The sequence below is a fragment of the Sphingosinicella sp. BN140058 genome (genome assembly GCF_004135585.1).
Lineage (GTDB): Bacteria > Pseudomonadota > Alphaproteobacteria > Sphingomonadales > Sphingomonadaceae > Allosphingosinicella.
Window position 1 is genome coordinate 277,464 of record NZ_CP035502.1, and the last position, 22,823, is coordinate 300,286.

Consider the following 22,823-nt stretch of genomic DNA (forward strand, 5'->3'; position numbering starts at 1 on the left):
TATCAGCTTACGACCGGTTGGGAGTCTGTGGCGGCTTTTGCCATCGAGGGGTGCTCCCTCAAGCACGCGCCCCGGCTAATCTGTCGTTCCCGACGAGGGCGCCGCGCAGCGGGCAGTCTGTCACTGTGAACAAGGGCGGGCGCGGGCAATCTGTCATTTGGGCCGCGTTGACGGCGCCGCTCGGCTGGCATCAGCTTCCGAGGTCGTCATTCCTGGCGAGAAGGATCAGGGGGCCCCACTGATCGACCACGCCGACGCCCGGGTTGGCCTCGCAGTATGCATTGGCGGCGTTGGCGTCGGCCGCAACGGCGATCACTTCAATCCGCGTCGTGCCATCGAGCTGTGACTGGATGAAGAGCTTGCGCTCCGTGGACCGGCGGGTGATCGGTCGGTCCATGGCGTTGAGGAAGGTCGACACCACTTCCGCTTGGCGTTGCCCGAGAGGATCGTCGCCGAAGGTAGCAACCTCCGGACCTCCGTCCAGGTGATAGACGATGCTGCGGGGTTGCTCGCTGTTGTCGAGAACGGCGAAATCGTAGGGCGCAGCGAGGGTAAGGTTGGTCATGCCTGGATTCCTTTGGCTGACGATGCAGGGATCGATTGTGGAACGATGAACGGGCAGTGCTGAGATCGTGGCTGTCGGGGCAGCGGCTGGCGTGCGGCCGACGGAAAGCACATCTGGCCGGGTATGCCGATCAGAAGACCACGACCCAGCCATCGTCTCGCACGGAGTGCGTGGTATGGTAGGCGTAGAATGCCCTGTGCTGCTCGTAATGCTCCGCCGTGAGAACGTTCGCGTTGTTGATCGCCTTGCCGTCTTGGTCGAGGACCGTGGCGGTGATGAATGAGGAGCCGGTGCGGGTTCTTATCTTGTAGCCGAGAGCCTTCATGTCCGTTCGGAACTGGGCGATGTCGACGGTGATGCGCGCAGGGCGCGCGAGGGCTGCGGATGCCATGTTCTCGCCTCCTCAGAACACAATGACGCGGCTGCCGTCGGCGACGGCGTTTTGATCGAGGTAGGCGAAAAGAGCCTGGTGCTCGGCACGCTCCTGCTCCGTTGGGCGGGATGGCCGCGCGACCGCGCCTCCAGTGACCTTCTTGGTTTTTCGGCGGTAGAGCGAACCGACGAGAGCGCCGTCTAACTTCTTCACTCTAAGCGAATAGCCCAGCTCGTGGAGCTCGGATTTCGCCGTCTCCAGGGGGACGATCGTTTTACGCATTGCGGAACCTCCTGTGCGAGCCTCAGGAGAATTTCCTCTCCGAAGACCTATCGCACAGGCAGCCCACTATCTGTTGGAGCGAAATGGACGCTGATCAGAAGCGTCGCCTGCCCTCCCCTTCTTCAGATCGCGCAGCGACCCGGCAGAGTCGCTGCCGCCCCGCCGCGCTGAAGTGAGGCTGCGACCTCCTCTGCATGTCGGAAGGCACTCGCCCCGGCAGCGATCGCTGCGCGAGCCTCAAGGTTTTCGCCGGCGGTGAGATGATCATCGGCAAGGACGCGATCGATCACCGCTGCTGCGGCTGGGCAGCGGATTCGCGCTGCGTCCGAAAGATACACGACATCCGCGAGCGATGCCTCGGCCGCTGCGACCCTTGCTGTCGCGCCAGCGGTGAGGAAGAAGGAAGCGCCCAGCCCTATGATGAGCCCGGTTACGCCGGAGACGATCGAAACCGCGAAGAAGCGCTTGGCGCTCGGCGGCTCTTTTTCGAAGGTGAGGGACGCGGACATGTTTCCTCGTGTTCAATCGGGACCTCGGCACGGAGCTAAGGCTGGGTGTTCAGGCGGGACGCCGTTCGCGACCGCCATCTCCCTATAGTCCTTATAGAGCGCGTAGCCTCCTGTGCGGTCGGCTGCTTGTAGACGCCCGTAGATGTAGGCGAGGCGGACCGTCAGGTTGTGGGCGGCGCCACGTTCGAGGAAGCCGGCGCAGGCCGTCGGGGCTTCCTCGCTGCTCAGGTGACACGAGAAGATGATATGGGCTTGGTCAAAGGCCGTTTTCGCGAGGTCGATGAACTTCTCGACGGGGAAGTGGCCGATCGGGACATCAAGGCGCCACGGGCACTCGGCGCAAGGCTTCTTGGGCGGGCGCAGGTCAACGACGTAGGCGCGTGGCAGATCGTCCATCGGGTCCTATTCCTGGTCGGTCGGTCCGGCGGCATCGGTTCGGATCCACTGGCCTCGGCTGCGTTGCACGATGAGGCCGTCTGCTCGAGCGCGCTGGAGGAGCCGAGATGCGACGAGATCTCGGTTCAGGTTCCGGAGACGGCAAGCAGAGGTGAGCGCCTTCGCAACGTCGTATGCTTCGAAATAGTCGACACCCGGGCCAGGGCGCGTAGCGTTGACCCCGGCCTGCAACGCAGGCGTGTCGAGAGTTTGCCCGTCGACGGTCATCGGGCGAGATGGATCCCGCGGCTGAGAGGCGGTGGAGGGATGAAGCCGGGGCATGTCAGGCCTCTTGGTATTTGTCGAGAAGGTGATTGGCGAGCTCCATCGCGCCTTCGCGACGCTGTCTGACGACCCAAGGCTCGATTTCGAGTCCGTTCTCGTCGACTACTCGGACTCCCGTTCCGATCGTCTCGGAGACGGACGAGGCGAGGCCTTCGATTTCGGCAAGGAATTCGTCAGATGTCTGCCTCGGAAGGGCGGGGAAGCATTGATTGCGCTCCCCTGTGCTGTAGGCAAACCAACGCCCGTCGCGCAGTTCGATCGTTCGCAATGCTGTGTCCTCTTCGGGAAGGTGATTATCAGAACCGCTTCGCCCAATGAAAGCGCTGAGCGCCTTCATGCGTGAGGGCGACGGCAGAGGCATCTATCGCCTCGCAACTTGTATCGTCCCAACCGAGCGCTCCCGCGGTACCGCGTCGCCTAAGTGCGTAGAGCTTCTCCGGGTTGGTAGCGTCGGGCAGGCCGAAGTGAGCGCGCCAAGCGTCAAGCGCTTGCGCCATGCCGATCGCCCAGACGTGCAAGTCGCGAGGTTGACGCCGCTTGTTGTCAGCGACGAAGTAGACCTCGGTGCCAGCTTCGGCGGTGCCGATGGGCGCAATGGGTACGACACCGCTCGGCGCCGCGTCGTCGAGAAGTGCGTAGTAGGCGCGCCAGAGTTGGACGGCGTGACTTGAGGTTTCCGCTTCGACATGGAGGTCGAAGTTGTTCTCGATGTCGCCGTGCGCGACGAAGAAGATGTTCATTTTGCCGCTCCAGGTGGGTGGTCTCGGAAGGGGCCAGAGCCTCTTTCCTCAGGCGTCTCGTCTCAGCACCGCCGACCTATTGCTGGAGCCAGCGGCATAGGCTCGGATAGCTGCGGACGGACTCGCACATGCCGCTGGCGACGAGGCCGTTGATGCCGAGATAGGCCCCCAGCGCGAGGCCCCGGCGGATGTCGGCTCCTTCTCCCTCATATTGGTCGTCCGTGATGATGACCGTATCGGGAAGGCGTGCCGCGCGGCCCGCGGCGAAGGCCCAAGCCGTTGCTTCGCATTCACCGGCCTGGAGAACTGACCGGACGAAGTGATCATTCGCGCGGTCAGGATCCTCCTCCACGTGGCGTGCCGCCTCCTCGCACATGTGCAGGAACAACGGCTCAAGGTCATCGCTGGCGAGCTTCCGAAACCGCTCCGGGAGAATGGCTAAATGAGCTGCCTCGTGCAACAGATCGGAAGGGAGTGCTCGAGCTGGATCGTATCGAAGGGTCCCATCGTGAATTTGAACAGCGCTGAGGAAGCCGGCTGCGCCGCTTGCCGGCGCTGCTTCTAGACCGATCGAATTCAAGAAAGACGCCGTCTTGGCGAGCATCTGAGGATCAGCCACTATTTGGTCCATGGTCGCTCGCGAAACCACTGCGTAATGACGTGCTTGACCCCCTGCACCACCGGCCGGGCGTGATGTCCCGTCATGGGGTTTGGCGCGCCGGTGGCTCTGAGGTTGTTCCACAGGACGATCGTGCCGATTGTAGGGCGAATCTCGATACCGAGGTGTGGGAACACCGTTTGGCCGCCCTCTTCGGGCTCGTCGAGGTAGGCCATTGCCGTCCAGGTGCGTTGCCCGGCGACACCGCAGTAGCGCTCGTAGTCGTGGCTCCCCGGTCGGAACCAGTCGCAGTGGAGCTTGAACTCCTGCCCAGGCGCGTATCGCTGGCCCTGCAGCGGCTCGGCGTGGGCTGGATTGATCCCCGTGAGGTCGAAGAGCCCGGCGCGGATGGTCTGCACGAGCGGCAGGGCTGGATCCAGATCGCAGGTCTCGCTTGTTCGGAAAAGAAAGTCTCCATTGCTGTCGGCAACGGTCGAGGGCCGCCGGTCGGCGTCGATCAGGTCGACGATCGCGCGGCATGCGTCCGGAGCGATGAAGCCGGGCGCCACGAAGATTTCCGCTTTCCCGTTGCCGGCAGCCTCGATCAGAGGGTGCGATGCGACCTTCGCTGCGACCGGGGTGATCTTGGCAGCCTTGATCTGCTTGTGAGGCTTCATGATTTCATCACCGTATCTGATTGCATCCTTGAGCTTCCAGTCACGACAGTCGCGGTGCGACGCTCACCAGGCACCCTCACGTGTTCCGAGCGCGCGCGCCCGAGGCACAGAAGGTCAGCGCATCGCCGCATCACGCTCTTGTGCGTGGACGGCCGGATGGCGACGCCGATCAGAGTTCCGGGTCAGTGTCACTCAGAACGATCCGGGCTTTGGAGAAGTCCACGTTGGCGAACACGCTGTTCCGGTGCTGCATCTCCTCGGGGGAGACGCGACCTGAAGCGAGATCGTCGTCGAGAGCGTTCCGCTCGGAAGCCTTCGCCCGCGCCCTCTCAGCAGGGTCGAATCTGTCGACACGCATTCTAGACCTCCTTCGGCCGCCGGGGCTTGCCGGCGGATACGGCAATGTCTGACGATCAACCAGCCCTGCGCTGCTTGGTTGCGACCGTTGGGACTGGAGGTCCTATTCGATCCGGACCGGTTTCAGTGAAAGGGGAACCAGGTCGACGGCGCGGCCGTCGACGGTTTTGGCCATCATCATCTCGCAGCACTCCGGCAGGGCTTCCAGTAGGGGGCGAAGCTGGGCGTCTTGCTCGACGGAGTGCTTTTGGCCGGAAGCGTCGATGCAGAAGATGTCGGGCGCCCAATATCCAGTCGGAAGAGTGAGGTGGATATCGTAGGGACGCGCCGCGATCGTGCCGGCCATCAGGGCGGCGACGCGGCGATAGACCTCGATGATTATCGCGCGGTCTGGATCCGGAAAGGCAGCCAGCTGAGCTCTCGGATCCTGAATGGCATCGACGTGCACGAAGTCGGCCGAGATCTCGACGAGTCGGTCGACGAGCTGCTCGAGCCATCCCACGCCGACGGCGACGTCAGCCGCCTCCTCCGGATAGACGGCGACGGTGGAGTCGAAGATGTATGCCGCGCGGTTGCCGTGGAGCAAAAGCTCGATGCCGATGCCGATCGTGTCGGCGCTGATCCGGATCTCGAAGCCGTCGAGCAGCTGGAGCCGGTGCGTGGCCGGTGCCGAGGGCTTGATCTCACCGACCTGGGCAGTAAGCCGATTGCTGATTGCGAAGATGTCCGCCCGGATCGCGGTGATCGTGTCCGCGTCCGCTTTCCCGAAAACGAGCATCAGGTCGCGGCCCGATCAGAGCGCTCAAGGTCACCGACGAGCCTGAAGGCAGCCTTACCCAGGGAGTCGACTTCGATGACAAAGAGGCCATCTTCGTAAAGGCCGTCGGCGACAACCTTCGAGACCTCGCCCATCGAGTACAGGCTCTGCAGCGTGATGATGAGGCTCTCGAAGCTGGAGAGCGAGGAGCTTCCGACGTCGAAGCGCCAGAGATTGGAGGCCGCGGCGCGATGAGGGCGCGCGTGAGGTGTGATCCGGCCGCGCAAATACTGAGTGATAGAGCTCCGTGCTTTTGGGCTGTCGACGCGGAATGAAACGATCACTGAGTGCGTCTCGATCGGACGTTCGCCAGGCGGAGGGTCGATCTGGCGGGTAGCCATCGCGAGATAATCAGGTGCCGGCGCGATCGCCGCCCCGCTGAAGCGCGCGGCGAGGGCGCGGCGGGCTTCGTCGATGCGGCGAGCATCGTCGTCGGACACGGACACCGGCCTGTTGGTCGTAAGGGAGGCAAGGTCCGGATGCTGTGAATGCGAGCAGCAATCGTCGCTATAGCAGATGTGCATGAGGTGCTCCGAGTGGATCAGGCTGCAATCGCCGCAGGAACGGGGTTGTCGAGCGACTCTCCCTTGATGAGAGCGACGAGAGCCTGCCCCGACACGAACCGAACGTCGCCGGTGGCGTTGTCGCGCGACTTCCTGCCGGTTCGGCCGCAGTGAATGAATAGGCCTGGTTGGCCGCGATGTGCGCAGACGCGACTGAAGTCTGCAACGTGCTTCGGATCAATGGATCGCGAGTAGCGCTTGGTTTGCACAAGGCACCAGGAGCCATCGACGTGAATCTCACCGTCGACGCCACCGTCACAGGTGTAGCTATGGTTCCGCCGGACGGCGTGGCCCGCAGCGCTGGCCGCGTCGAGGACGAGCTCTTCAACGGCGTGGGGGTTCATCTTGCGGAGGTAGGCGATGATCGCCCCGTCTGGCATGTCGCGAACGCGGTCGAGCGCGCGCTCAGATTGCCCACGAACTTTTCGATGGTAGGCGTTCGGCCGGAGCTTTTGCCAGATGCCAACCCAGATCGCGGCGATTGCCGTTATGCCGATCAGAAGAACGAGAATGCGAGGATCCACGAATCATCCTTCAAAGTGGTGCGGTTCGGTCTCCGTGAGCGATTTCTCGATGTCGCGGCAGAGATCCTGAACGTCTATGTCTTGTAGAGGGAAATCCCAGGCGAGGAACGCAAAGCCCTGCCCTGCCAAGCCATCGACCTCGTGCGGCGAGTGAGGATCGATCTTGAAGAAAGTCCCGACGTCGAGAGCGGCCGACGTGTCCTGCGTATGGAGGATGGGATGACCGTCCGCGAGGATGACGACACCTACGGAATGGTGGGATCGGTCGGGAATGATGTGCGTATCGACATGCTCTTCAACGCGGCCCGCGACGAACCAGATGTCCGTTCCATACTGGAAGATTTCGTCTGGGCGGGCGGACGCGTGTTCCAGCACCGCTTCGCGAAGCGCTTCGGTCCAACGTGCGGGGACGGATACGCCGTTGGGGACAGTGATCGTGCCTGCGCTTGCGTGCACCGGGGAGATCCCTTTCAGTCTGTCCTCGCCCGTAGCCGCCTGATCGCGAGCTCGTCGAGAATATCCGGAGCCTCCACCGCGATCAAAGTCTGATCTGAACGGAGGCAGTAATCGCCGAGCACCGCGGCAACGTCGCTTGCGAGGCGCCGATCGGAGTCGATGCCGAATACCACGATGATCTGATCGGGCCGGCGGGTGTCGAGGAGGCCGCGCAAGATCTCTTGCGCGGCCCGAGGGTCCTGATGCCAGTCTGAAATGATCAGAACACCGTCGTTCGACCCGTCGGAACGGACGCGTTTCAAGAACGCGATGGTGTCTTCGAGGATAGCAGCGTCGGGAGCGTCCGCGACGTCCGTGGGCAAACATTGTAGTTGAAAAAGACGTGCTGCCGCACGGATCGTCTCCAGGAGGCCAAGGCCAGGCTTCGAAACGCTTATGACGATCGGGGCGTCGCTGCCATCGAGGACACGCTCACCAATAGCGCGCGTCAGGCCGCAGGCGAATTCGCATCGGAGCCGGCGTGCCGCGGCCGCGATTTCCCGGTAGCTTGGTTCAGGCATGGATGCTCCAATGGTCTGGCGAAGCGCCGGCGGGCCGCCTTTCCTTCTCGCCTTTTCGTCGAGAAACATGCTGACTTTGCAGGGATCTGGGCGCAGCATGACGACTCAAGCAAAGGAGAAGGCCAGTATGCATTCACCTCACCAAGCTTCACTCCAGACCCGTCACGAGGCGCTTGATAGGAAGATCTCTGCGGAGGCGGGGCGGAGGGTTCCAGACCTGGCTGGGATCGCGACATTGAAGAAGCAGAAGCTGCGGTTGAAAGATCAGCTCCAGGGCCATTGATCCAGAGGGACTGACATAGGAAGGGCCGGCGGCAGGGATGCCACCGGCCCTCTTTCTTTTGTGCTCGGGGCGATGTCTCAGAATTCGTTCCAGTCGTCCACGGCCGTGGCGAGGTTCGATTGCAGAGCAAGAGCAGTATTGCCTCGCACCTGCGGACGGGGAGCGGCCTTGCTGGGCTTCACGGCCGCGACCGGCGCCGCGCCGGTTGTTCCGGTGTTGAACCGGCCAACCAGCCGGGTAAGTCCGGTGGCTTCGTCCGAGAGGCTCTTAGCCGCTGCGGTGCTTTCTTCGACCATCGCGGCGTTCTGCTGGGTCACCTTGTCCATCTCGGTAATGGCGGTGTTGACCTGAGCGAGAGCCGAGCTCTGCTGATCGGCAGCCATTGCGATCTGAGACACGAGGCCGCTGATCTCGTCGACGGAACCAATGATGCGCCCGAGTGCCTTGCCGGCTTCGCCGACGAGACCGACACCATGGCCTACCTGTCGGGAGCTGCTCGAGATGAGGGCAGTAATCTCCTGCGCTGCATCGGCCGAGCGCTGAGCAAGTGCTCGCACTTCGTTGGCGACGACGGCGAAGGCACGGCCGGCTTCACCGGCGTGGGCTGCCTCGACTGAGGCGTTGAGGGCGAGCAGGTTGGTCTGGAAGGCGATCTTGTCGATCACCTCGATGATTTTGGTGATCTCCTGGGAGCTCTTCTCGATCTCGGCCATTGCCGTGACGGCGTCGGAGACGGTTTTGCTGCTGGCCTGTGCGTCCGCCTGGGTCGCCTGAACGAGCTTGTTCGCCTCGTTAGCGCCGGCAGCGCTGTTTTGGACCGTGGCGGTGATTTCCGTCATCGCGGCGGCTGTCTCCTCGAGACTAGCAGCTTGCTGCTCGGTGCGCCTCGAAAGATCTTCCGAGGCGTCGCTTATCTCGCCAGAGCCGCCGTGGATGTTGGTCGTCGCGCGCGAGATACCAGCCATAGCCTCCTTCAGCTCGCGTACGGCCGCGTTGAAATCGATCTTCAGCTTCTCAAACTCGGGCGGGAACGCGACCGCCATCTCATAGGTGAGATCGCCGGCGGCAAGCGCCGAAAGGCCCTCGGCGAGCGCAGTGGTAACGCGTTCCTGAACTGCAGCCGCCTCGGCTGCTCGGACCCGTTCTTTCTCGACCACTGAGGAGCGGAAGGTGTCCACGGCTCGTGCGATGCCGCCGATCTCGTCCTTGAGGTCAAGGTTAGGCACGGGTGCCTCGGGATTTTTAGACAGGTCTCCGATCGACTTCGCCAGCCCATTGATGGGTTGGACCACCTTGCGGGTCACCACGAAGAACGATGCGCCGATCGCGCCGATGCCCATGAGAGCGAACAGCATGCCAATGGTCATGTATATGTCGTTGCTGGCGCCGCTCGCTTTGACTTCGGTGCCGGCGGCCTCGATGTTGAACTTGGTCAGGGCGCCGACCGCATCCGAGATCGGCTCGACGGCGCGAGCGGTCTCGCTCTCCCAGCCATTGAGTTCCTCCAGGTTGCCGCTCGCGAGGATCCGCTCCAGCTGATCGAGATCCCGCTTGCCGTCAGCCAAGGCTTTTGTGCCCGCCTCGGCAAGGGCGAGCTCGCGCTCGTCCATTGGAGTCGCGAGGTAGCGCTTATAGGCGGCCTTTCCTCGGATGCGGCTGTCGTGCACTGACTTCAGGCCATCGGCAAAGGACATGTCATCGTTGCGAACCTTATGACCAACCTCGACGACGCCGAGAGCGTAGGCATCCTGCGTCTCCTTGAGGTCGTTCAGCGCGACGACGCGGGCTTCCATGAGGTTCTCGAAGGCCGCGTCGTTGGATCGGCTGGAGAAGAAGCTAAGGGCAGCCATCATAAGGATAGCCCCGGCAAGGAAGCCGAGGCACGACAAAAGCTTGGTGCGAAGAGTCATCGCGGATGCGTCTTTCTGCTGTTTGCTAAGCCGCTGACGGCCGAGTATCAGAAAGATCATAGACACGGATCAGCGCGAGAACCGCCGGAATATGGAAATATGCCGTGCTCCCGAGGGGATGCCGACGCGCGGAGTGCTCATCTGGGAAACCGCAGGAAGATTCGGTCCGGCCGGAACACGACATAGCTGTCCTCTGCGGCTTGCCGGATTCGGGCGAGGCGGCGGCCGGCTGCGTGGAGTTGTTGCTGGAGCGCGAGCCACTGGGAGCTTTGATAGGGGTGGAGCCCCATTGCCGTCCTGATTTGCTGCTCTTCGTGGGCGGCGTCGGAAAGCCCGGGCCCTTCGCCGCGGTTGGGGTAAACTAACCCATCGTAGCCGCAGGCAAGGAGATGATTCCGGATCTGCGCGTGCGTGGGTTTCTCTCGAAGATCATCCAGACCAGGGATGTTCGCGATATAGAGCTCGTCCATGACCCGATCGGGCGGCCAGGTGCCTAGGTCGTCGATCCGCAGGGGGTTGCTCAAATCAAGGAGGACCGGGATCGTGGCAGCCGCCTCGATGGGCTTGCCTTGCAGCAGCTTCCAGTTGAAGCGATCAGCTGCTTGAGCACGGGTGCCGAAATGGATGCCCATGTCGCGCCGGGCGATGCGGAAGCGGGAGAAGCCCGCTTTCGTGGTAAGATGATAGGCCTCGATCATGTCATTCGGCTCGACCCGATCGGTGTGGCTCGGAGGATGCAGAGAGGTACGACATCAAGCGGCGTGCGCGAGCGCGGGGCGTGCGGCGCGATATCGAGCTATCCCGACCGCGTCCAAGGCGCCGGTCAGCGCGGCAATGGGCCAGGCGATCCTTGCGGCCGCGGCGATCTCCGTTTGACTATGCTTGCACATCTGGAGGCGTTGGAGACGCGCCGCGGTGATGATGTCTGTCGTACCGTCGTCGGTGCACCCACCATTCTGGCGCCAGCGCAAGCTCCACTCCGAGGCACTGTGAGCCCCTTCTATATCGTAGACGGTCTCCTGGCTGTAGACGCCTGCGTGGACAAGGGAGTGGAGGCGAACGCGCCGACCTTTGTCGTCCTTCGGATCCGTGACGGCGTAGAGGTCTCCGCCGGCGATGCCTTGGAAAGCAACCGCAAAGACATCGCAATTTCCGGCCGTGTAGATTTGGCTGAAGGTCGATCCGTACGATCCATCGGGAGACGGAAGCGCAATGAGCGCGTCGATGAAACTCCCGAGGTCGCAGATGTGGGAGCAATCCAGTCGGTTTATCCTGGAGTGACCCTGCATAAGGTCCACGGTGGAGCCGGTACCGTGACAGGCCAGCCATTGGCTGAGGCGGTCTTCGTCATCGATGGCAGCGGCTGGGCCGGCATCGTCGTTTGCTCGGAGCCAGAAGGGGTCGAGGGAGGTCTTTGCTCGAGCGGACATAGAGCTTTCTTCCGGATTGTGGATCTAGACTGCAGATCCCCATCCTTGCGCACGGCCCCTGTCAGGCGGCGAGTTCGACTCGGTTCCGGCCGGCGCGTTTCGCTGCGTAGAGAGCCGCATCCGCCCGCTTGAAGAAAGTGTCCACGGTATCGGATTCCGGTTGAAAGCCCGCGACCCCGATACTGGCTGTGATGGGGATCGAGAGATCGCCATGGATAACTGGCATGGCGGCGATTGCCAACTTGATGCGTTGGGCAGCGTCAACCGCACCCGATCGAGCCGTAGCCGGGAGGATCACTACGAACTCCTCGCCGCCCGTGCGGGCAAGACCGTCCACTTCGCGGATGGCAGCTGAGATGCGCCGACAAGCCTCCTGCAGGACCACGTCGCCGACGTCGTGCCCGTATTTGTCATTCACGAGCTTGAAGTGGTCGAGGTCGACGGCAAGCAGCGAGAGCGGCTGGCTGTAGCGCTTGGCGCGCTCGGTCTCGCTTTCGATCATCTCGTCGAAGGCGCGGCGGTTCAAGGCTCCCGTCAACGCGTCATGCGTGGCCATGTTCTGGAATTTGCGCTGGAGCGTGATGTCCGTGAACGTCCAAAGACGTCCCGAGAAGTCGTCGTTTGCAATGGAGCGACGCTCGACCTTGTAGGCGCGGCCGTTGTGCACCGTCTCCAGGCTGACGGTGGCCGAGGGGTCTCTCATAAGGGATCGTTGCGCATCGACATTGCCTTGCGCGTTGATCAGTCGAGCCATCGCGGTGGCGAGTTCCGCGCTTGTCGGCTGTCCCGAGTTGAGGCCGAGGAGGAGCTTGGCCCCGTCGTTCGTGATGATCTCCCCGTCGTGGTCAGCGAAGACGATCGGGAGTGGCAATTGCTGGATCAGCGCATCAATTTTGCGCGAGTGTTCGGCCTGGCGAACGGTTGCTGCTCCTGCGTCGAGAAGGAGAGATATGATCTCGCCCGCCCATGCCAAACGGTCGAGATCTGGAGGGACCGAGCCGATGGTTGCGGCCAGGACATGTGCGGAATGACGGGGCACGGGTGCCGCGGCGGCAAAGGTGGGTCGGCCGCGACATGCTACCGTCCACGCGACCGGGAGTCGCAGCTTCTCAGTCGGGAGGAGGACGGGTTCGTCCGCGAGGAGCTGAGGAGGGACGCGAAGCTCGGTCCCGACTAGTCCGGCGCCCGGGGTGCAGTCCTCAACGCGGACAGTATCGTGGGAAAGCGATGTCGTGAGGACGACAAGACTGCCCGCGAGAGCTTCCTGGACAAGGCTCAGAAGGCCGCCGATGGACGCGAGGGCACGAGACCCCTTCGGCGCTGAAAATTCAACTGAGGTGGGCATTGAGGACCTTGGTGACTTCGTCGGGAGCCGAGAGGTGCGGGAGGTGGCCGGCGCCGTTGAACCAGGCCAACGAGCTGCCTGAGATGTGTTCGGCGAGGTAGTGCCCGACCTGCTCCGGTACAGCGACGTCACCGCGCGACTGAACGACCAGCGTCGGGACCGACACGAGGTGAAGAAATTCGCGAAGGTCAGATTGGAAGATCATGCGGGCAATATGCGCGGTGACGTCCGGGCGCATCGACAGCAGTCCGTCCGCGAAGTCGAGGACGGCGCTGGGTGTATCGGCGCCAACCACCATGGGGGCGAAGCCCGCGACCCACAGCTGGTAGTTGTCGTCCATCGCGCGGAACAGGGCGTCGAGGTCGCTTTGCTCGAAGCCGCCGGTGTAAGCTCGGTCGTTCAAATAGCGAGGCGACGCATTGAGCAGGATGAGACGATCGAAAAGCGATGGCGCCTCTATCGATGCCAGAGCCCCGATCATCCCGGAGACCGAGTGCCCGACGTAGGTGCAGCGATCGATACCGAGCTCGTCAAGAAGCGCCAGCAGATCGTCCGCGTAAGCGGCGATCGACGAGTAGCGATCCGGGCTGAAGTCATCAGGCAGCAGAGGGCCGGCGCCGGGCAGGTCGAACGTGACTGCGGTGTAGAGATCAGGTAGGTCGGGAATGACCTTCGACCAAGAGCTCTGATCGGTTCCGAGCCCGTGGGAAAAGACCAGGATCTTTGGTCCCGCTCCGAAGGTCTTGACCCTGTGGCGATGGGCCAGCGGCCCGGTGAGATTCAGGGCCTGCTCGGAGAGCAATTGTTGAGAGAATGACATTCGCTATCTCGATCGGTTCGCTGGCAAGCCGCGTGGCTGCGCGGCACGAGCGGGTGGCGCTCAGGAAAACATGCGGCTTGGCCTCTCCACGCCAGCTAGTGGCCGCATCTTCGTTAACGTCTCGCCAAGGCGCAGGTCCGGAAAGATCCCAAGAAGGCGTGGCCTAGCGCCTGCGGTTGGTGCGCTTCTGCTTCGGTCGACTCCTGTGATCGGCCGCCTCAGGCCGCGGTTCCAGCCGCGCGGTCCCGCTCGGAGATGTCCTCGACCTGGCAGGGGGCGAGATGAATTGGATGGCCGGATTGAATGAGGTCGCCATCCCACTTCTCGATGGTGTCGAGCTTCGCAAGAACGTGGACTCGGGGTCCCGGCTCGGTGCGGAAGCTGAAGACGTTGTAACCGACGATCCGGGCGATGCGTCCGACGTCGATGCGGGTCCAATTCGACGTCTTCTCGCTTTGGATGATGCGGATCGGGGCGCCGATCGGCGGCAGGTAGCGGATGCTTTGCTGTTGATCAGGCTGCAGCGGCATGGTCGGCCGGCGTTGCGAGGGCTTCGCTGGAAGCGGTTCGCTCTTTGACCCGCGGAAGATCGACTCCGCTCGGGTCCCATTCCACCCGGGTTGCAAGCCAAGCCGGGCACCACTCCCAATCGAAACTGTCGTCGAAGGTGCCGCTTTCGTGGGCAGCGCTCCACTCGAGGTCGCACCGCTCGGCGAAGGCCTGCACGGCGTCTCGGAGCGCGCAGGCGCCGTGATTGTGCGAGGCTGCCAATATGAGCGCGCGTATTGCCGATGGAGCGCCGCTATGGCCGCTGATGACCTTGAGAACCTCTTCCCAGAGGCACATGGCGGCGCTGGCGATCTCGCCATCGACGTCCAGCATGGCCGCGATCCGCCTGCGGAAGGGTTCGGCGTCCGCTTGCCTTTCGAAATCAACGATGGCGTGTTCCTGGCGCGCTTCCGTAGAGCGTTCGGTTACGAGGACGGCGAAGTGGTGGGCGGCGGGATCGCCGGCGGCCAGCTCCTCCCCACGATCACCGATTGCGACGATGCGCAGGGACCGCCGGTCGTAGACCTTGGGGTAGTGCAGCAGCTCGAGCGCCGCTGGATAGCGGCGAAGGGGTACGTGGGTCATGTTGTCTCCGGGTGAGGGGCTTCGTCACCAATCAGGCGGCAGCGGAGCCGATGGCGAGCGGCTTGAGCTGGCGGTCATTCCAGGAGCTGCAGCCCCCGCATTGCCACTGCTGCCAGGTGCGCTCCGTATCGTCGGCGTTGATGTCCGTCGCGTCGCCGCAAAAGCCGCATTCGGCAAGGTCGGGTTGTGACGAGCGTGGCGCGTCCTGGGCGCCCGGAGCGATTTGGTGAGAAGCGGTCGTGGTTGGATCGGACCAGATGACGCCGCGAGTGCGGCTCTTGAGCACGTAGTTGCCGCCGAGGCAGACGTAGCGTGGCTTTCGGCGGTTGTTGGCGGTGCGCCACCTCATCGGGTCTTCCTTCTGGCTGCTACGAAGCGCGTTGGTCCTCCGGCCGGCATTTTCCTTGCCGCCCGTGTCCCCTCCTCTCTGACTGAGCAAAAGCCGCAATCAGGAAGTCGAGGCGTGCTTCTTTGCGCGCTCGGCGTCGTCAGCATCTGCAGCTGCCTGAGCACCGGCAAAGGGGCGCTGATCCTTCGGAGCGTAGTGGGTCGGCTCGAAGTCGATCTCCTGCGCCCAGCTCTGCCCAGTCTCGCCGGTCGGGTCGATCGGGTAAGACCAGAAGTCGCTGACCCATTGGGCCGCCGCATAATCGGCGCCGCGACGGACGAGCTGGCGGTCGCCATCCTTGGCAGCTTCATCGATCGGGATGAACGCGCGCGGCGGATCGAAGGTGGTGTCCATGTCGTAGGGCAGGTCGCCCAGATTGGAACGCGGGCTGATCATGAGCGGGTCCTTAAGCGAAAAGGCTGGCCTGGCGGGCCTGCTGGTGAACGAAGAGCGCCTCCTTTTGTCGATACTCGTCTCGCGTCAGGAAGATCGCGAGCCGGTCTAGCGGGTCGCCGCCGGCTTCTGGTCCGAACCGCTCGATCTCTCGGGCAAACGACTTACCATCCTTGAGGCGGGAGCGGACGCCGTCTGCGGTGTGGAAGAGCGGCTCGCCGATGCGGTTTGAACCAAGCGAGAGCCAGCGGTCTTGGGCGACGGGCCGATTTGACTTGCGGGGCATAGCTTCCTGTTCTTTCGGCGGCTCGGGCACGGTCCTCGTCCAGCATGGCGTTGCTGAGGCGGAGGAGGGCGTCATCAATCTCGTCCGGTAGCCCGCCCTTGAAGCGCGCGATCGCCGGCACGTCCCCGGTTTCGAGGGTGCCGTGCAGGTCCTCGCGCTCCTGCGCGCGCAGATTCCTCCATTTCTGGATGTCGTAATCGCCGAAAAGGAGACCCTGCAATGACCGGGCTTGTAGGCGCCCGACCGAGAAGCCGGCCTCTTGAAGGAGACGCATGGCCTCGGTGCGAGCTTGGCGAGGATCGCTGCCCCAGAATTTGAACTCCCAGGAGGAGTTCCGGCGAGGCGCAGGGGCATTCGTGTCGAGCAAGGATAGGCTCCTTCGGCGTTTACGCGTCGAGCTAAGCGGCTGCGGCCGACGGCTGATACGAGCGTCGCCCGAGCCGCCAGCCGCGATTGTAGTCCTTGTGCGCGGTGGCTTCGGTGTCGGCAGGATAAGGATTGGAGCTTCTCGGCTTGCCCTTCTCGCCGGCGAACACGCCGCGCCCGTAAGGCGTCATCAACGTTTCCGCCTCTTCGAGGCCGATCGGGACGTAGAGCGCGAAGTGCAGGTCACCGCCATCCTGAAGCCGCCCATAGTTCAGGCTGTCTGCGTCGAGGAGCGCGGTTTGAACCCATTGCTGCGCCAGGCGTGTGCTTGCCTGAGTGCGGTAGACCAGCCCGCCAAAGTCATTGAAGGGTTCGACCGACAGGATATCTTTGGCGACCAGCTCGTCGAGAGCGGCTTGCAGGCGATCGCTGGGCTTGGATTCCCGAAGACCAAGGTGGAGCTTGGTGGCCAATGCAAATGTCGAGCCCGCGATTAGGATAGCGTCGTCGCCGAGGCCGTCGAGGGTCATCTCCGGGCGTGGTTGGCGGTCGGACATATCGAAGAGAACTCCTTGCGGCGCTTGGCGCCTGTCGTTGATGGCAACTTAGGATCCGAGGACGCGAGTGTCGTCAGTGTGGACCTCGCCGCTCAGGACATCAACGACGCGATCGCCGTCGAGAGTCAGGACATCCATGTTGTTGAGCTCGATCTCGTCCAGATCGCCGCAGGCGTCTTCGTCGTCGTTGGCTCCCTCGAAATGCTCCACGGCGATATGGTGCTTCAGGAAGTTTCCCGACGGCAGGCGAAGGCCGGAGACGACTCCGGTGGGCGCGAGCACGACTTCGGTGCCCTCCGGCACATCGTATTCCTGGGTCACGGTGACGAGAATCTTGGGCATGAAGGAAGTTCCTGTTTCGACAGATGATGATGGTGCGGTGGTCAGGCGGCCAGCTTCTGTTCGCCTGAGTTGTTGACGTTGAGCAGGTCGTCGTTGCCCAGCGGAATGACCTCGGAGGGCGCCGCGGGAGCGAGCTCGAGTGCCTTCATCACCTGCTTGCCGACCGCCCGCGCGAGCAGGGGCGGAATCGAGTTCCCGCATTGCCGATAAGCGAGGATCTTGATGCGGGACAGGCGGAACCAGTCCGGGATCGAGTGCAGGCGGCAAGCTTCGCGGGCCGTGATCACGCGGGTCCCCTTGGTATGGATCGGAACGACCGCCGTGAAGCTTCCATGGTCCGCGTTCGAGCCGGCACGAAGGGTCAGGCTGAGGCCTGCCGGATCCAGCCGGTGGCGCCGGCTGATCTTCTCGTTCCCGCCGGGAGCAGTTGCGCTGAAGCGCTCGATCGACTTGGCTTCGTGGACTGTGAGCTGCGAGCAGGTCAGCTGTCCGCGGCGATGGTCGCGCTTGTAGCTGAGGTCGTCGGCATCATTCTCGAGGCCGGTCATCATGCGTCCATAGCGGCTGGTCGGGGCTGTGAAGCCGGCTTCCGCCCAATCCTGGTGCCAGAGTTCGGGAAACTCGTCGGCATCGGGGAGGCCGTCAAAGGCGTCGCCGACGGTGGGTGTCGGGTGCAGCCACATGTCCCCGCCTTCGCCGTGGGTCGGCTGAGGGTATTCGGGCGCCTGGCAGTCGTTGCGGTGGATGAGGAGGAAGACGCGTTCGCGTCGCTGCGGAACGCCGAAATCGATCGCTCGCAGAACTCGGGGCTCTACGAGGGAATATCCGGCCCGATGCAGCCGCTCGCGGATGTCGTCGAGGATCCAGGCATTTTGCTGCTGCAGGAGGGTGGGCACCTGCTCCATGACGATCATCTTCGCTCCGAGGCCGGTCGCGTGCTCGATGAAGCTACCCATTAGGAGGTTGCGGGAGTCATTGGGGTCCCGCTTGCCGATCGAACTTATGCCGGGACAAGGCGGACCGCCCAAAATCGTTTCGATGGGGCGACCCACCGCTAGGCAGTCGACATCGGCGTTGGTCGGGAGCGCCGCCCTGATTGCCTTTTCCTGGTTCTTCATGAGGTCAAGCGTCAGGGCTCGCCCATAGCTGAACAGGTAGTCGTGGGTCGCGGTGTTCACTGGCTCGTTGTCGACCGCGACGTTGATGTCGAAGCCTGCCTGCTCAAAGCCTAAGGAGCCACCGCCAGCGCCGGCGAAGAGGTCGACCAAAGCGCCGCGGCGGGTTGGAAGGTCATGGGTCATCGAAAAACAACCTAAAGTCTGTTCGAAACAGGCATATGTTCGAAAGTTGGCTTACCGGAAGAGCAGCGCGCCGAGGCCTCTGCCAGATCGTTGGCGGCGGGGATCAGTGGCGCGAACCAGTTGGTCGACGGCATCGCGATCGAAGCCCGGCATCGGGGGAAGAGCCGCGACGACGTCCGCCGGCACCGCGTCGATCCACTCGAGGGCCGCGACAAGGCTGCTGTGAAGGGTTAGTTCGCTGTCCGGGCGCTCGTCGTCGCTCTTGTCGCGCGGAAGTGCTGAGATATCGGCGTCGAGGGCAATGGAGCCATCGGCCGCACGCACAGTGACGCGGGCGCCGCTCCGCCCCGCGATCGCGGCGAGCGCGGTCTCCGCGGCTGCTTCAGCGTTAGGAGCGAAGGCGTCATATGAGATGGCGACGGCGAATTGATCGCCCTCGCCGCTGAGGATGGCGGACATTGTAAGCCTCGGTCAGTCGATGTCGGGGAGTTCTTCGCTCAGGACCTCGCGATGCTGATCGTCATCGATAAAGAGTGCGGCATCGGCACCCGCGGCGGAGCCGAAATCCGGGGTGCTGTCGAGTGCGACGCTGTCGGCGTCGATAACCCCGGAGGCCATCGCGCGGGCCTGGGCGATCGCGTCTTCTCGTGTGGCGGCCTCGACGGTTTTTCGCACGAAGCGGCGAACGTTGTAGCTGAACGTGGCTTCAAAGGACTGCATATCGACTCCTGATCGGGCTGCCGGGATGAGCCGGGGGGCGTGTCGGCTGGTGTCAGCCTCCGAGGTCCGCGACTGATTAGTCACCGATCGCCTTTCCTCCCCGCTCCTCTTCGTGCGTCCAGATCTCGTCCTTCTCCACTCGGGCGAAGCCGAAGTGATAGACCCGCTCGCCGCGATGAGCGCAGAAGTCCCCGCCCTTCCCGCACAGGCGTTCAAGGCCAATCAGGATGAGCGCCCACCAGGGTGTATCAGCGCGAAGAATGCCGCGCCGGCGCTGCCGAACTGCGCCGTAGATGTATCCGGAGGTCAGGTATGCGAGGCCGAGAAGCGCGAGCACGGTCAACCCGATCAGGGTCCAAACGGTGACGACGCCGACAGGGCGATAGCTCGCCTTGATGAAGGATATGAGCACCGATCCGTCAGCCATGTTCTTCCTCCCCGTCCGTACCGGGCTGCGTATCGCCCTCGGCCGGCGCAACGGCAAAGCCGAGCCAAACTGGCCCGAGGCAGAGAGCGAGCCCCTTCCCGTAGCCGGTGAGGAGCTCGACGCCGGCGTAGAAGGAGGTGGGGGAGAACGCGGCAGCGAGAATGAACGAGGTGCCCTTGAGCCGCCAGGCTACGTGGCGGTTCCAGCGACTTGGTGTCGTGATATCGATCCGCACGAAGGGCCGTCGGAGCGACATGAGCTCGCTTGGTGCGGGGGGAGCGCCCGCCAGGAACGAGTCAAGGATATCGCCTGCTTTCCTGAGGCGTGCAGCTTCAGCTTCGAACTTCTTGTCGTGGTCGTAGACAGCCCAGAACTGCTCATGCTTCGCCATGCCGCGGCGGGCTATCCTGAGTGCGCCCCAAGCCCAGCTGGTCGACGACGAATCATAGGCGGAGCCGCACAGATAAGCGAGTTTCGACGCGTTCTCTTGTCGAAGCTCCGCTTCGATCGAACCGCCCTGCGCGAGCTGGAGCCACGCGAGCGAGGTGTCCAGGAAGTGTTCGCGTGCGTCGTCCAACGCGTTCCGGAGAGCTCTGTCCAAGCCTGCAGAAGAGCCGGTTGCCGCCGGCCGGGCGATGATGTCGAAGTCGTCGCCGCGGGTGGGTTCGCCGCGGATCTCCAAGGGCGCCGAGCAGCACTCGCAGGAGAATGGCTGGAACTCTTCACGGAGGATCTCGTACGAAATCATGTGCTGGAATTCGCAGAATGGGCACACGACGAAGTGCGCCGATCGCGTCTCGGTGGTCGTTGTCATATCGGGTCCGCTCTTCAGGTCTGCGCAACCGCAGCGTTGCTGCGGCTCGAGGGCGACGGGAGCAAGCGAGCAAGCGGAAGGTCGCTCTCCGGCACGTCCGATCGTTCGAGTGCTTGGGAGGGAAGCGTTTGAACCAGCATAAGAGACTTTCCTGATTACGAACCGGAAGCTGCACGTGCGGCAGCCTCGGCAAGGGCGGATGTTTCGGCGCGCTTGAGGTCTCGGAAGAATCCTTCCACGATCACTTGATCTACGAGTTGGTCTTGGCAGTCCGGTCGGTCACCGATGGTGCTCGCGATCTTGATGACCTCGCCGAGCTGCGCTTCGAGGCCATGGTGGTAGAGCGAGCCGTGATAAGCTCTGCCGCGTAGCGCAAAGGTGCGTGCCGCCAAGTCGGGGAGCCTCGAACCGACCCGCTTGCGCCAGGCGTAGTGCTGTCTGCGTTCGTCCCGGGCGGCGCGTTCGCGATCGGCTGATAGCGCCACTCCCACTGTCTCAGCGCTGTGCGCAGTCAGGCCATCCATTTTTCCTCCAGTCCTCAGAGTCTCCGAGGAAGAACCGATGGGCTGGTCTGGATAGCGTTGGCCGCCGCGAGGGGGGAGCCGCCCGGCGGCCAACGATCCTTCGCCTGCGGTCTGTCAGGATAGATCGCGGCGGAGTTCTTCAAGGGGTGGTCTTCCTGTTTTAGGAAGAACGAGCAATGGGACCAACCTGGCGGCAGGATTTTTCAGGAGTCCTTCAGCTCCCGAGGGAAGGCTCTGGTTCGGCCCGTGCGAAGCTAATCGGCGGTAGGCGGTGTCGATCAGAAATCTGCTTATCGAAATCAGGAACGAGCTGCCTGAAGGCGGAGTGTGCTCGTATGAAGGTTTCGAAAAACGGTTCATTGCCCCGTGTCTCGGCCAGCACGAAGTCCCAATGAGAGCTGTCGCTTGGATAGCCGTAGCGGATCAGGAACCTGAAACCGCGCGGAAGCACTTGGACGCCGGCGGCCTGGATCTCAACCGCTCGCGGGTGGCTGCTGTTGAGGCTCGTGGCGAGGGTCATCCCTTTCGAGTCGACCAGCATCCGACGGAGCATTTGATCGGCGCTGCCGTGCGGCGAGGCGCCTCTAAGATGGCGCCAGCTGGCGCCGCGGTGTGGCGCGACGATCTTGAGAGTGCCGCCCAGCTTGTAGCCGACGGCTTCACGCCACTCCTGGTAGAACGGGTAGCCGCGCGCGAGGAGAGCGAATTGGAGACGCTCCTTCAGATCGCCTAAAGAGAGGACTGGCTTGTGATCCCAAAGTGCGAAGGGGTTAGTCGAATAGCCGCCGTCGAGAATGTGGCTCAGCTTCTGCGTGTGCCAGGTGCAGCGCTGCTCGTACCCCTCGCCGGATGCGACGAGGTGGCGGAAGATCTCGAAGGCCTGATCGACTTCGAGCGGGAAGAAGGACCGGTCACTGGCGACGAGATCGTCGACCGCTACCTCGAACGTGTGGCGCAGTGGCTTGCCGGTCCGGTCCTGCTCGAGAGATAGGATCTCGACCGCCTCGCGGGACCAGCCGCTCCAGCCGTTTTCGTCTCCATGATGGATAAGGCTGTCCCAAAGGGCCGTTGGTCGACTGGAAGCCTGGGCGCGAGCCTCCTTGGCGCTCTTGGCGTATATGAGGATCGCAACCTCGGCGGTCACCGTTGAGTAGAGATGAAGCGCCCAATAGCCGTCCTCCTTGGACGGCGGCAGATGAAAGACGGGAGCGCTTGTGCTCGTGATGCGCCAGTCTCGGGCAAACGGGCGCGGCAGCGGGCATGCGGCCGCGGCCTCGAGGACCTGGTCGTGCGTGTGAGCATGGGCCGGGAGGCGAAGGTAGCGACGAAACTGGCGGCACTCGCGGAGCTTTGCGACAAAGCGGGGCATGGCTGGGATCCTGTTCGGGCATGATCGCGAGCGCGAGCTGGGCGATCTCAGGGTATTTTAGAAGGGACGTGGCGATGGTTGGCTTTCTGAGGAGATCAGACGAGGTCAGAACAAAAGCCCCTGCCCTCGCCGATCGACCTCCTGCGCGCGGCCGACAATGAAGATTTCGTCGTCGTTCGCCTGGAACAGCTTTCGGATGCGGGGCTCGCCGCCCGTCCAGTCGACGACGAGTTCATTGAGGTAGCCCGCGCGGCCGGCCGACTTGACGAAGTTGCCATGCTCGTCCGCCTGGTAGCCGGTCACCGAAAACGCGCGGAATCGTCCATAATAGATGACCGGTGTGACGTGGCCGACCATGTAGGGACCGCTGTTGTAGCTCGTCTTGATGAGCGTCCCGGGGGTGATGAGATCCGCGACGTTGGGGCGACCGGGATCCTCCGAGCGCAGATCAGCGTCCGCCGGCGGCGCAAGTCCGAGTGGGCACTGGTGGTTGTGACCGCTCAGGGCGTGTTGGTAGGTGCTACCGGGACGGAAGGTGTATCGGTCAGTCGCCTGCTCTGTGGCGGTTGCGCGGGTAGCGAGCTTGCTCAATTTCTTCTCCCCTGGGGATTGCCTACGGCCACGGGAACAATGTGCGAGGAATTTAACTCCCCCCTCCCCTGTTGCCGCACGC

The 22,823-nt window shown here is 63.2% G+C and carries 36 protein-coding genes; 1 reads left to right on the forward strand and 35 read right to left on the reverse strand.

All coding sequences use genetic code 11. The annotated features are described in order from the left end of the window. Positions 1–190 precede the first annotated feature (190 nt). From ETR14_RS27630 to ETR14_RS27700, 15 genes are all read right to left on the reverse strand, one after another. A complete protein-coding gene (locus ETR14_RS27630) occupies positions 191–565 on the reverse strand; it encodes a hypothetical protein (protein ID WP_129393326.1) in 375 nt (124 codons plus the stop codon). Positions 566–695: 130 nt separating this feature from the next. Beyond that, positions 696–956, reverse strand: a complete 261-nt coding sequence (locus ETR14_RS27635) for a hypothetical protein (protein ID WP_129393329.1) — start codon at positions 954–956, stop codon at positions 696–698. A gap of 12 nt (positions 957–968) precedes the next feature. After that, positions 969–1,220, reverse strand: a complete 252-nt coding sequence (locus tag ETR14_RS27640; protein ID WP_129393332.1) for a hypothetical protein — start codon at positions 1,218–1,220, stop codon at positions 969–971. 122 nt (positions 1,221–1,342) lie between these two features. Next, positions 1,343–1,729 carry a hypothetical protein gene (locus ETR14_RS27645; protein ID WP_129393335.1) on the reverse strand — a complete coding sequence of 129 codons (387 nt, stop codon included), beginning with the start codon at positions 1,727–1,729 and terminating at the stop codon, positions 1,343–1,345. Between the two features lie 12 nt (positions 1,730–1,741). Then, positions 1,742–2,125, reverse strand: coding sequence for a DUF6283 family protein (locus ETR14_RS27650; RefSeq protein WP_129393337.1), 384 nt, complete (start codon positions 2,123–2,125; stop codon positions 1,742–1,744). Positions 2,126–2,447: 322 nt separating this feature from the next. Continuing rightward, entirely contained in the window at positions 2,448–2,786 is a 339-nt protein-coding gene (locus ETR14_RS27655) for a hypothetical protein (RefSeq protein WP_129393340.1), read from the reverse strand. After that, positions 2,746–3,189, reverse strand: a complete 444-nt coding sequence (locus ETR14_RS27660) for a hypothetical protein (protein WP_129393342.1) — start codon at positions 3,187–3,189, stop codon at positions 2,746–2,748. Before ETR14_RS27660 ends, ETR14_RS27655 begins: the two co-directional genes overlap by 41 nt. Before the next feature lie 76 nt (positions 3,190–3,265). Next, positions 3,266–3,820, reverse strand: coding sequence for a hypothetical protein (locus ETR14_RS27665; RefSeq protein ID WP_129393345.1), 555 nt, complete (start codon positions 3,818–3,820; stop codon positions 3,266–3,268). Next, positions 3,808–4,464: a 2OG-Fe(II) oxygenase gene (locus tag ETR14_RS27670; protein WP_129393347.1), complete on the reverse strand. Its 657-nt coding sequence runs from the start codon at positions 4,462–4,464 to the stop codon at positions 3,808–3,810. Before ETR14_RS27670 ends, ETR14_RS27665 begins: the two co-directional genes overlap by 13 nt. 169 nt (positions 4,465–4,633) lie before the next feature. Continuing rightward, entirely contained in the window at positions 4,634–4,822 is a 189-nt protein-coding gene (locus ETR14_RS27675) for a hypothetical protein (protein ID WP_129393350.1), read from the reverse strand. Positions 4,823–4,924: 102 nt separating this feature from the next. Beyond that, on the reverse strand, positions 4,925–5,599 hold the full coding sequence (locus tag ETR14_RS27680) for a hypothetical protein (protein WP_129393353.1): 675 nt from the start codon (positions 5,597–5,599) through the stop codon (positions 4,925–4,927). Continuing rightward, a complete protein-coding gene (locus ETR14_RS27685) occupies positions 5,599–6,078 on the reverse strand; it encodes a hypothetical protein (protein WP_129393356.1) in 480 nt (159 codons plus the stop codon). The genes ETR14_RS27680 and ETR14_RS27685 overlap by 1 nt, the downstream gene beginning before the upstream one ends. Before the next feature lie 101 nt (positions 6,079–6,179). Continuing rightward, positions 6,180–6,725, reverse strand: a complete 546-nt coding sequence (locus tag ETR14_RS27690; RefSeq protein WP_129393359.1) for a restriction endonuclease — start codon at positions 6,723–6,725, stop codon at positions 6,180–6,182. A gap of 3 nt (positions 6,726–6,728) precedes the next feature. Continuing rightward, positions 6,729–7,181: a hypothetical protein gene (locus ETR14_RS27695; RefSeq protein WP_129393362.1), complete on the reverse strand. Its 453-nt coding sequence runs from the start codon at positions 7,179–7,181 to the stop codon at positions 6,729–6,731. Between the two features lie 14 nt (positions 7,182–7,195). Then, positions 7,196–7,810 carry a hypothetical protein gene (locus ETR14_RS27700; RefSeq protein ID WP_129393364.1) on the reverse strand — a complete coding sequence of 205 codons (615 nt, stop codon included), beginning with the start codon at positions 7,808–7,810 and terminating at the stop codon, positions 7,196–7,198. Between the two features lie 58 nt (positions 7,811–7,868). Here ETR14_RS27700 and ETR14_RS27705 point away from each other — a divergent pair, with 58 nt between their 5' ends. Then, positions 7,869–8,024 (forward strand): YdcH family protein, encoded by a 156-nt coding sequence (locus ETR14_RS27705; RefSeq protein WP_129393565.1) that lies wholly within the window; start codon positions 7,869–7,871, stop codon positions 8,022–8,024. A 77-nt stretch (positions 8,025–8,101) separates the two neighbouring features. On the opposite strand, the gene ETR14_RS27710 is transcribed toward ETR14_RS27705, so the two are convergent. The 20 genes from ETR14_RS27710 to ETR14_RS27805 form a co-directional block, all read right to left on the reverse strand. Beyond that, positions 8,102–9,994: a methyl-accepting chemotaxis protein gene (locus ETR14_RS27710; protein ID WP_129393367.1), complete on the reverse strand. Its 1,893-nt coding sequence runs from the start codon at positions 9,992–9,994 to the stop codon at positions 8,102–8,104. Between the two features lie 77 nt (positions 9,995–10,071). Then, positions 10,072–10,632, reverse strand: a complete 561-nt coding sequence (locus tag ETR14_RS27715; protein ID WP_129393369.1) for a hypothetical protein — start codon at positions 10,630–10,632, stop codon at positions 10,072–10,074. A 54-nt stretch (positions 10,633–10,686) separates the two neighbouring features. Then, positions 10,687–11,364: a hypothetical protein gene (locus ETR14_RS27720; protein ID WP_129393371.1), complete on the reverse strand. Its 678-nt coding sequence runs from the start codon at positions 11,362–11,364 to the stop codon at positions 10,687–10,689. Between the two features lie 61 nt (positions 11,365–11,425). Then, complete coding sequence (locus tag ETR14_RS27725; protein WP_165356684.1) at positions 11,426–12,403, reverse strand: sensor domain-containing diguanylate cyclase; 978 nt, start codon at positions 12,401–12,403, stop codon at positions 11,426–11,428. 289 nt (positions 12,404–12,692) lie between these two features. After that, positions 12,693–13,529 carry an alpha/beta fold hydrolase gene (locus ETR14_RS27730; RefSeq protein ID WP_129393377.1) on the reverse strand — a complete coding sequence of 279 codons (837 nt, stop codon included), beginning with the start codon at positions 13,527–13,529 and terminating at the stop codon, positions 12,693–12,695. Between the two features lie 218 nt (positions 13,530–13,747). Further along, entirely contained in the window at positions 13,748–14,059 is a 312-nt protein-coding gene (locus tag ETR14_RS27735) for a hypothetical protein (RefSeq protein ID WP_129393379.1), read from the reverse strand. Next, entirely contained in the window at positions 14,043–14,663 is a 621-nt protein-coding gene (locus ETR14_RS27740; RefSeq protein WP_129393382.1) for a hypothetical protein, read from the reverse strand. The genes ETR14_RS27735 and ETR14_RS27740 overlap by 17 nt, the downstream gene beginning before the upstream one ends. Before the next feature lie 31 nt (positions 14,664–14,694). After that, positions 14,695–15,012 carry a hypothetical protein gene (locus tag ETR14_RS27745; protein ID WP_129393385.1) on the reverse strand — a complete coding sequence of 106 codons (318 nt, stop codon included), beginning with the start codon at positions 15,010–15,012 and terminating at the stop codon, positions 14,695–14,697. A 99-nt stretch (positions 15,013–15,111) separates the two neighbouring features. After that, a complete protein-coding gene (locus tag ETR14_RS27750) occupies positions 15,112–15,447 on the reverse strand; it encodes a hypothetical protein (protein WP_129393388.1) in 336 nt (111 codons plus the stop codon). 10 nt (positions 15,448–15,457) lie between these two features. After that, positions 15,458–15,760: a hypothetical protein gene (locus tag ETR14_RS27755; RefSeq protein WP_129393391.1), complete on the reverse strand. Its 303-nt coding sequence runs from the start codon at positions 15,758–15,760 to the stop codon at positions 15,458–15,460. 368 nt (positions 15,761–16,128) lie between these two features. Next, positions 16,129–16,653 carry a hypothetical protein gene (locus ETR14_RS27760; protein WP_165356685.1) on the reverse strand — a complete coding sequence of 175 codons (525 nt, stop codon included), beginning with the start codon at positions 16,651–16,653 and terminating at the stop codon, positions 16,129–16,131. Between the two features lie 48 nt (positions 16,654–16,701). Beyond that, positions 16,702–16,995, reverse strand: coding sequence for a hypothetical protein (locus tag ETR14_RS27765; protein ID WP_129393397.1), 294 nt, complete (start codon positions 16,993–16,995; stop codon positions 16,702–16,704). A gap of 41 nt (positions 16,996–17,036) precedes the next feature. Further along, positions 17,037–18,296 (reverse strand): DNA cytosine methyltransferase, encoded by a 1,260-nt coding sequence (locus ETR14_RS27770; protein ID WP_129393399.1) that lies wholly within the window; start codon positions 18,294–18,296, stop codon positions 17,037–17,039. A gap of 51 nt (positions 18,297–18,347) precedes the next feature. Beyond that, positions 18,348–18,755, reverse strand: a complete 408-nt coding sequence (locus ETR14_RS27775; protein WP_129393402.1) for a hypothetical protein — start codon at positions 18,753–18,755, stop codon at positions 18,348–18,350. Positions 18,756–18,767: 12 nt separating this feature from the next. Beyond that, a complete protein-coding gene (locus tag ETR14_RS27780; protein WP_129393405.1) occupies positions 18,768–19,016 on the reverse strand; it encodes a hypothetical protein in 249 nt (82 codons plus the stop codon). A 76-nt stretch (positions 19,017–19,092) separates the two neighbouring features. Next, positions 19,093–19,443 (reverse strand): hypothetical protein, encoded by a 351-nt coding sequence (locus ETR14_RS27785; RefSeq protein WP_129393407.1) that lies wholly within the window; start codon positions 19,441–19,443, stop codon positions 19,093–19,095. Continuing rightward, positions 19,436–20,257 carry a hypothetical protein gene (locus tag ETR14_RS27790; RefSeq protein WP_129393410.1) on the reverse strand — a complete coding sequence of 274 codons (822 nt, stop codon included), beginning with the start codon at positions 20,255–20,257 and terminating at the stop codon, positions 19,436–19,438. The genes ETR14_RS27785 and ETR14_RS27790 overlap by 8 nt, the downstream gene beginning before the upstream one ends. 155 nt (positions 20,258–20,412) lie before the next feature. After that, positions 20,413–20,781 carry a hypothetical protein gene (locus tag ETR14_RS27795; protein WP_129393413.1) on the reverse strand — a complete coding sequence of 123 codons (369 nt, stop codon included), beginning with the start codon at positions 20,779–20,781 and terminating at the stop codon, positions 20,413–20,415. 214 nt (positions 20,782–20,995) lie between these two features. Next, positions 20,996–21,925, reverse strand: coding sequence for a hypothetical protein (locus ETR14_RS27800; protein WP_129393416.1), 930 nt, complete (start codon positions 21,923–21,925; stop codon positions 20,996–20,998). A 330-nt stretch (positions 21,926–22,255) separates the two neighbouring features. Continuing rightward, on the reverse strand, positions 22,256–22,741 hold the full coding sequence (locus tag ETR14_RS27805) for a hypothetical protein (protein WP_129393419.1): 486 nt from the start codon (positions 22,739–22,741) through the stop codon (positions 22,256–22,258). Positions 22,742–22,823 lie beyond the last annotated feature (82 nt).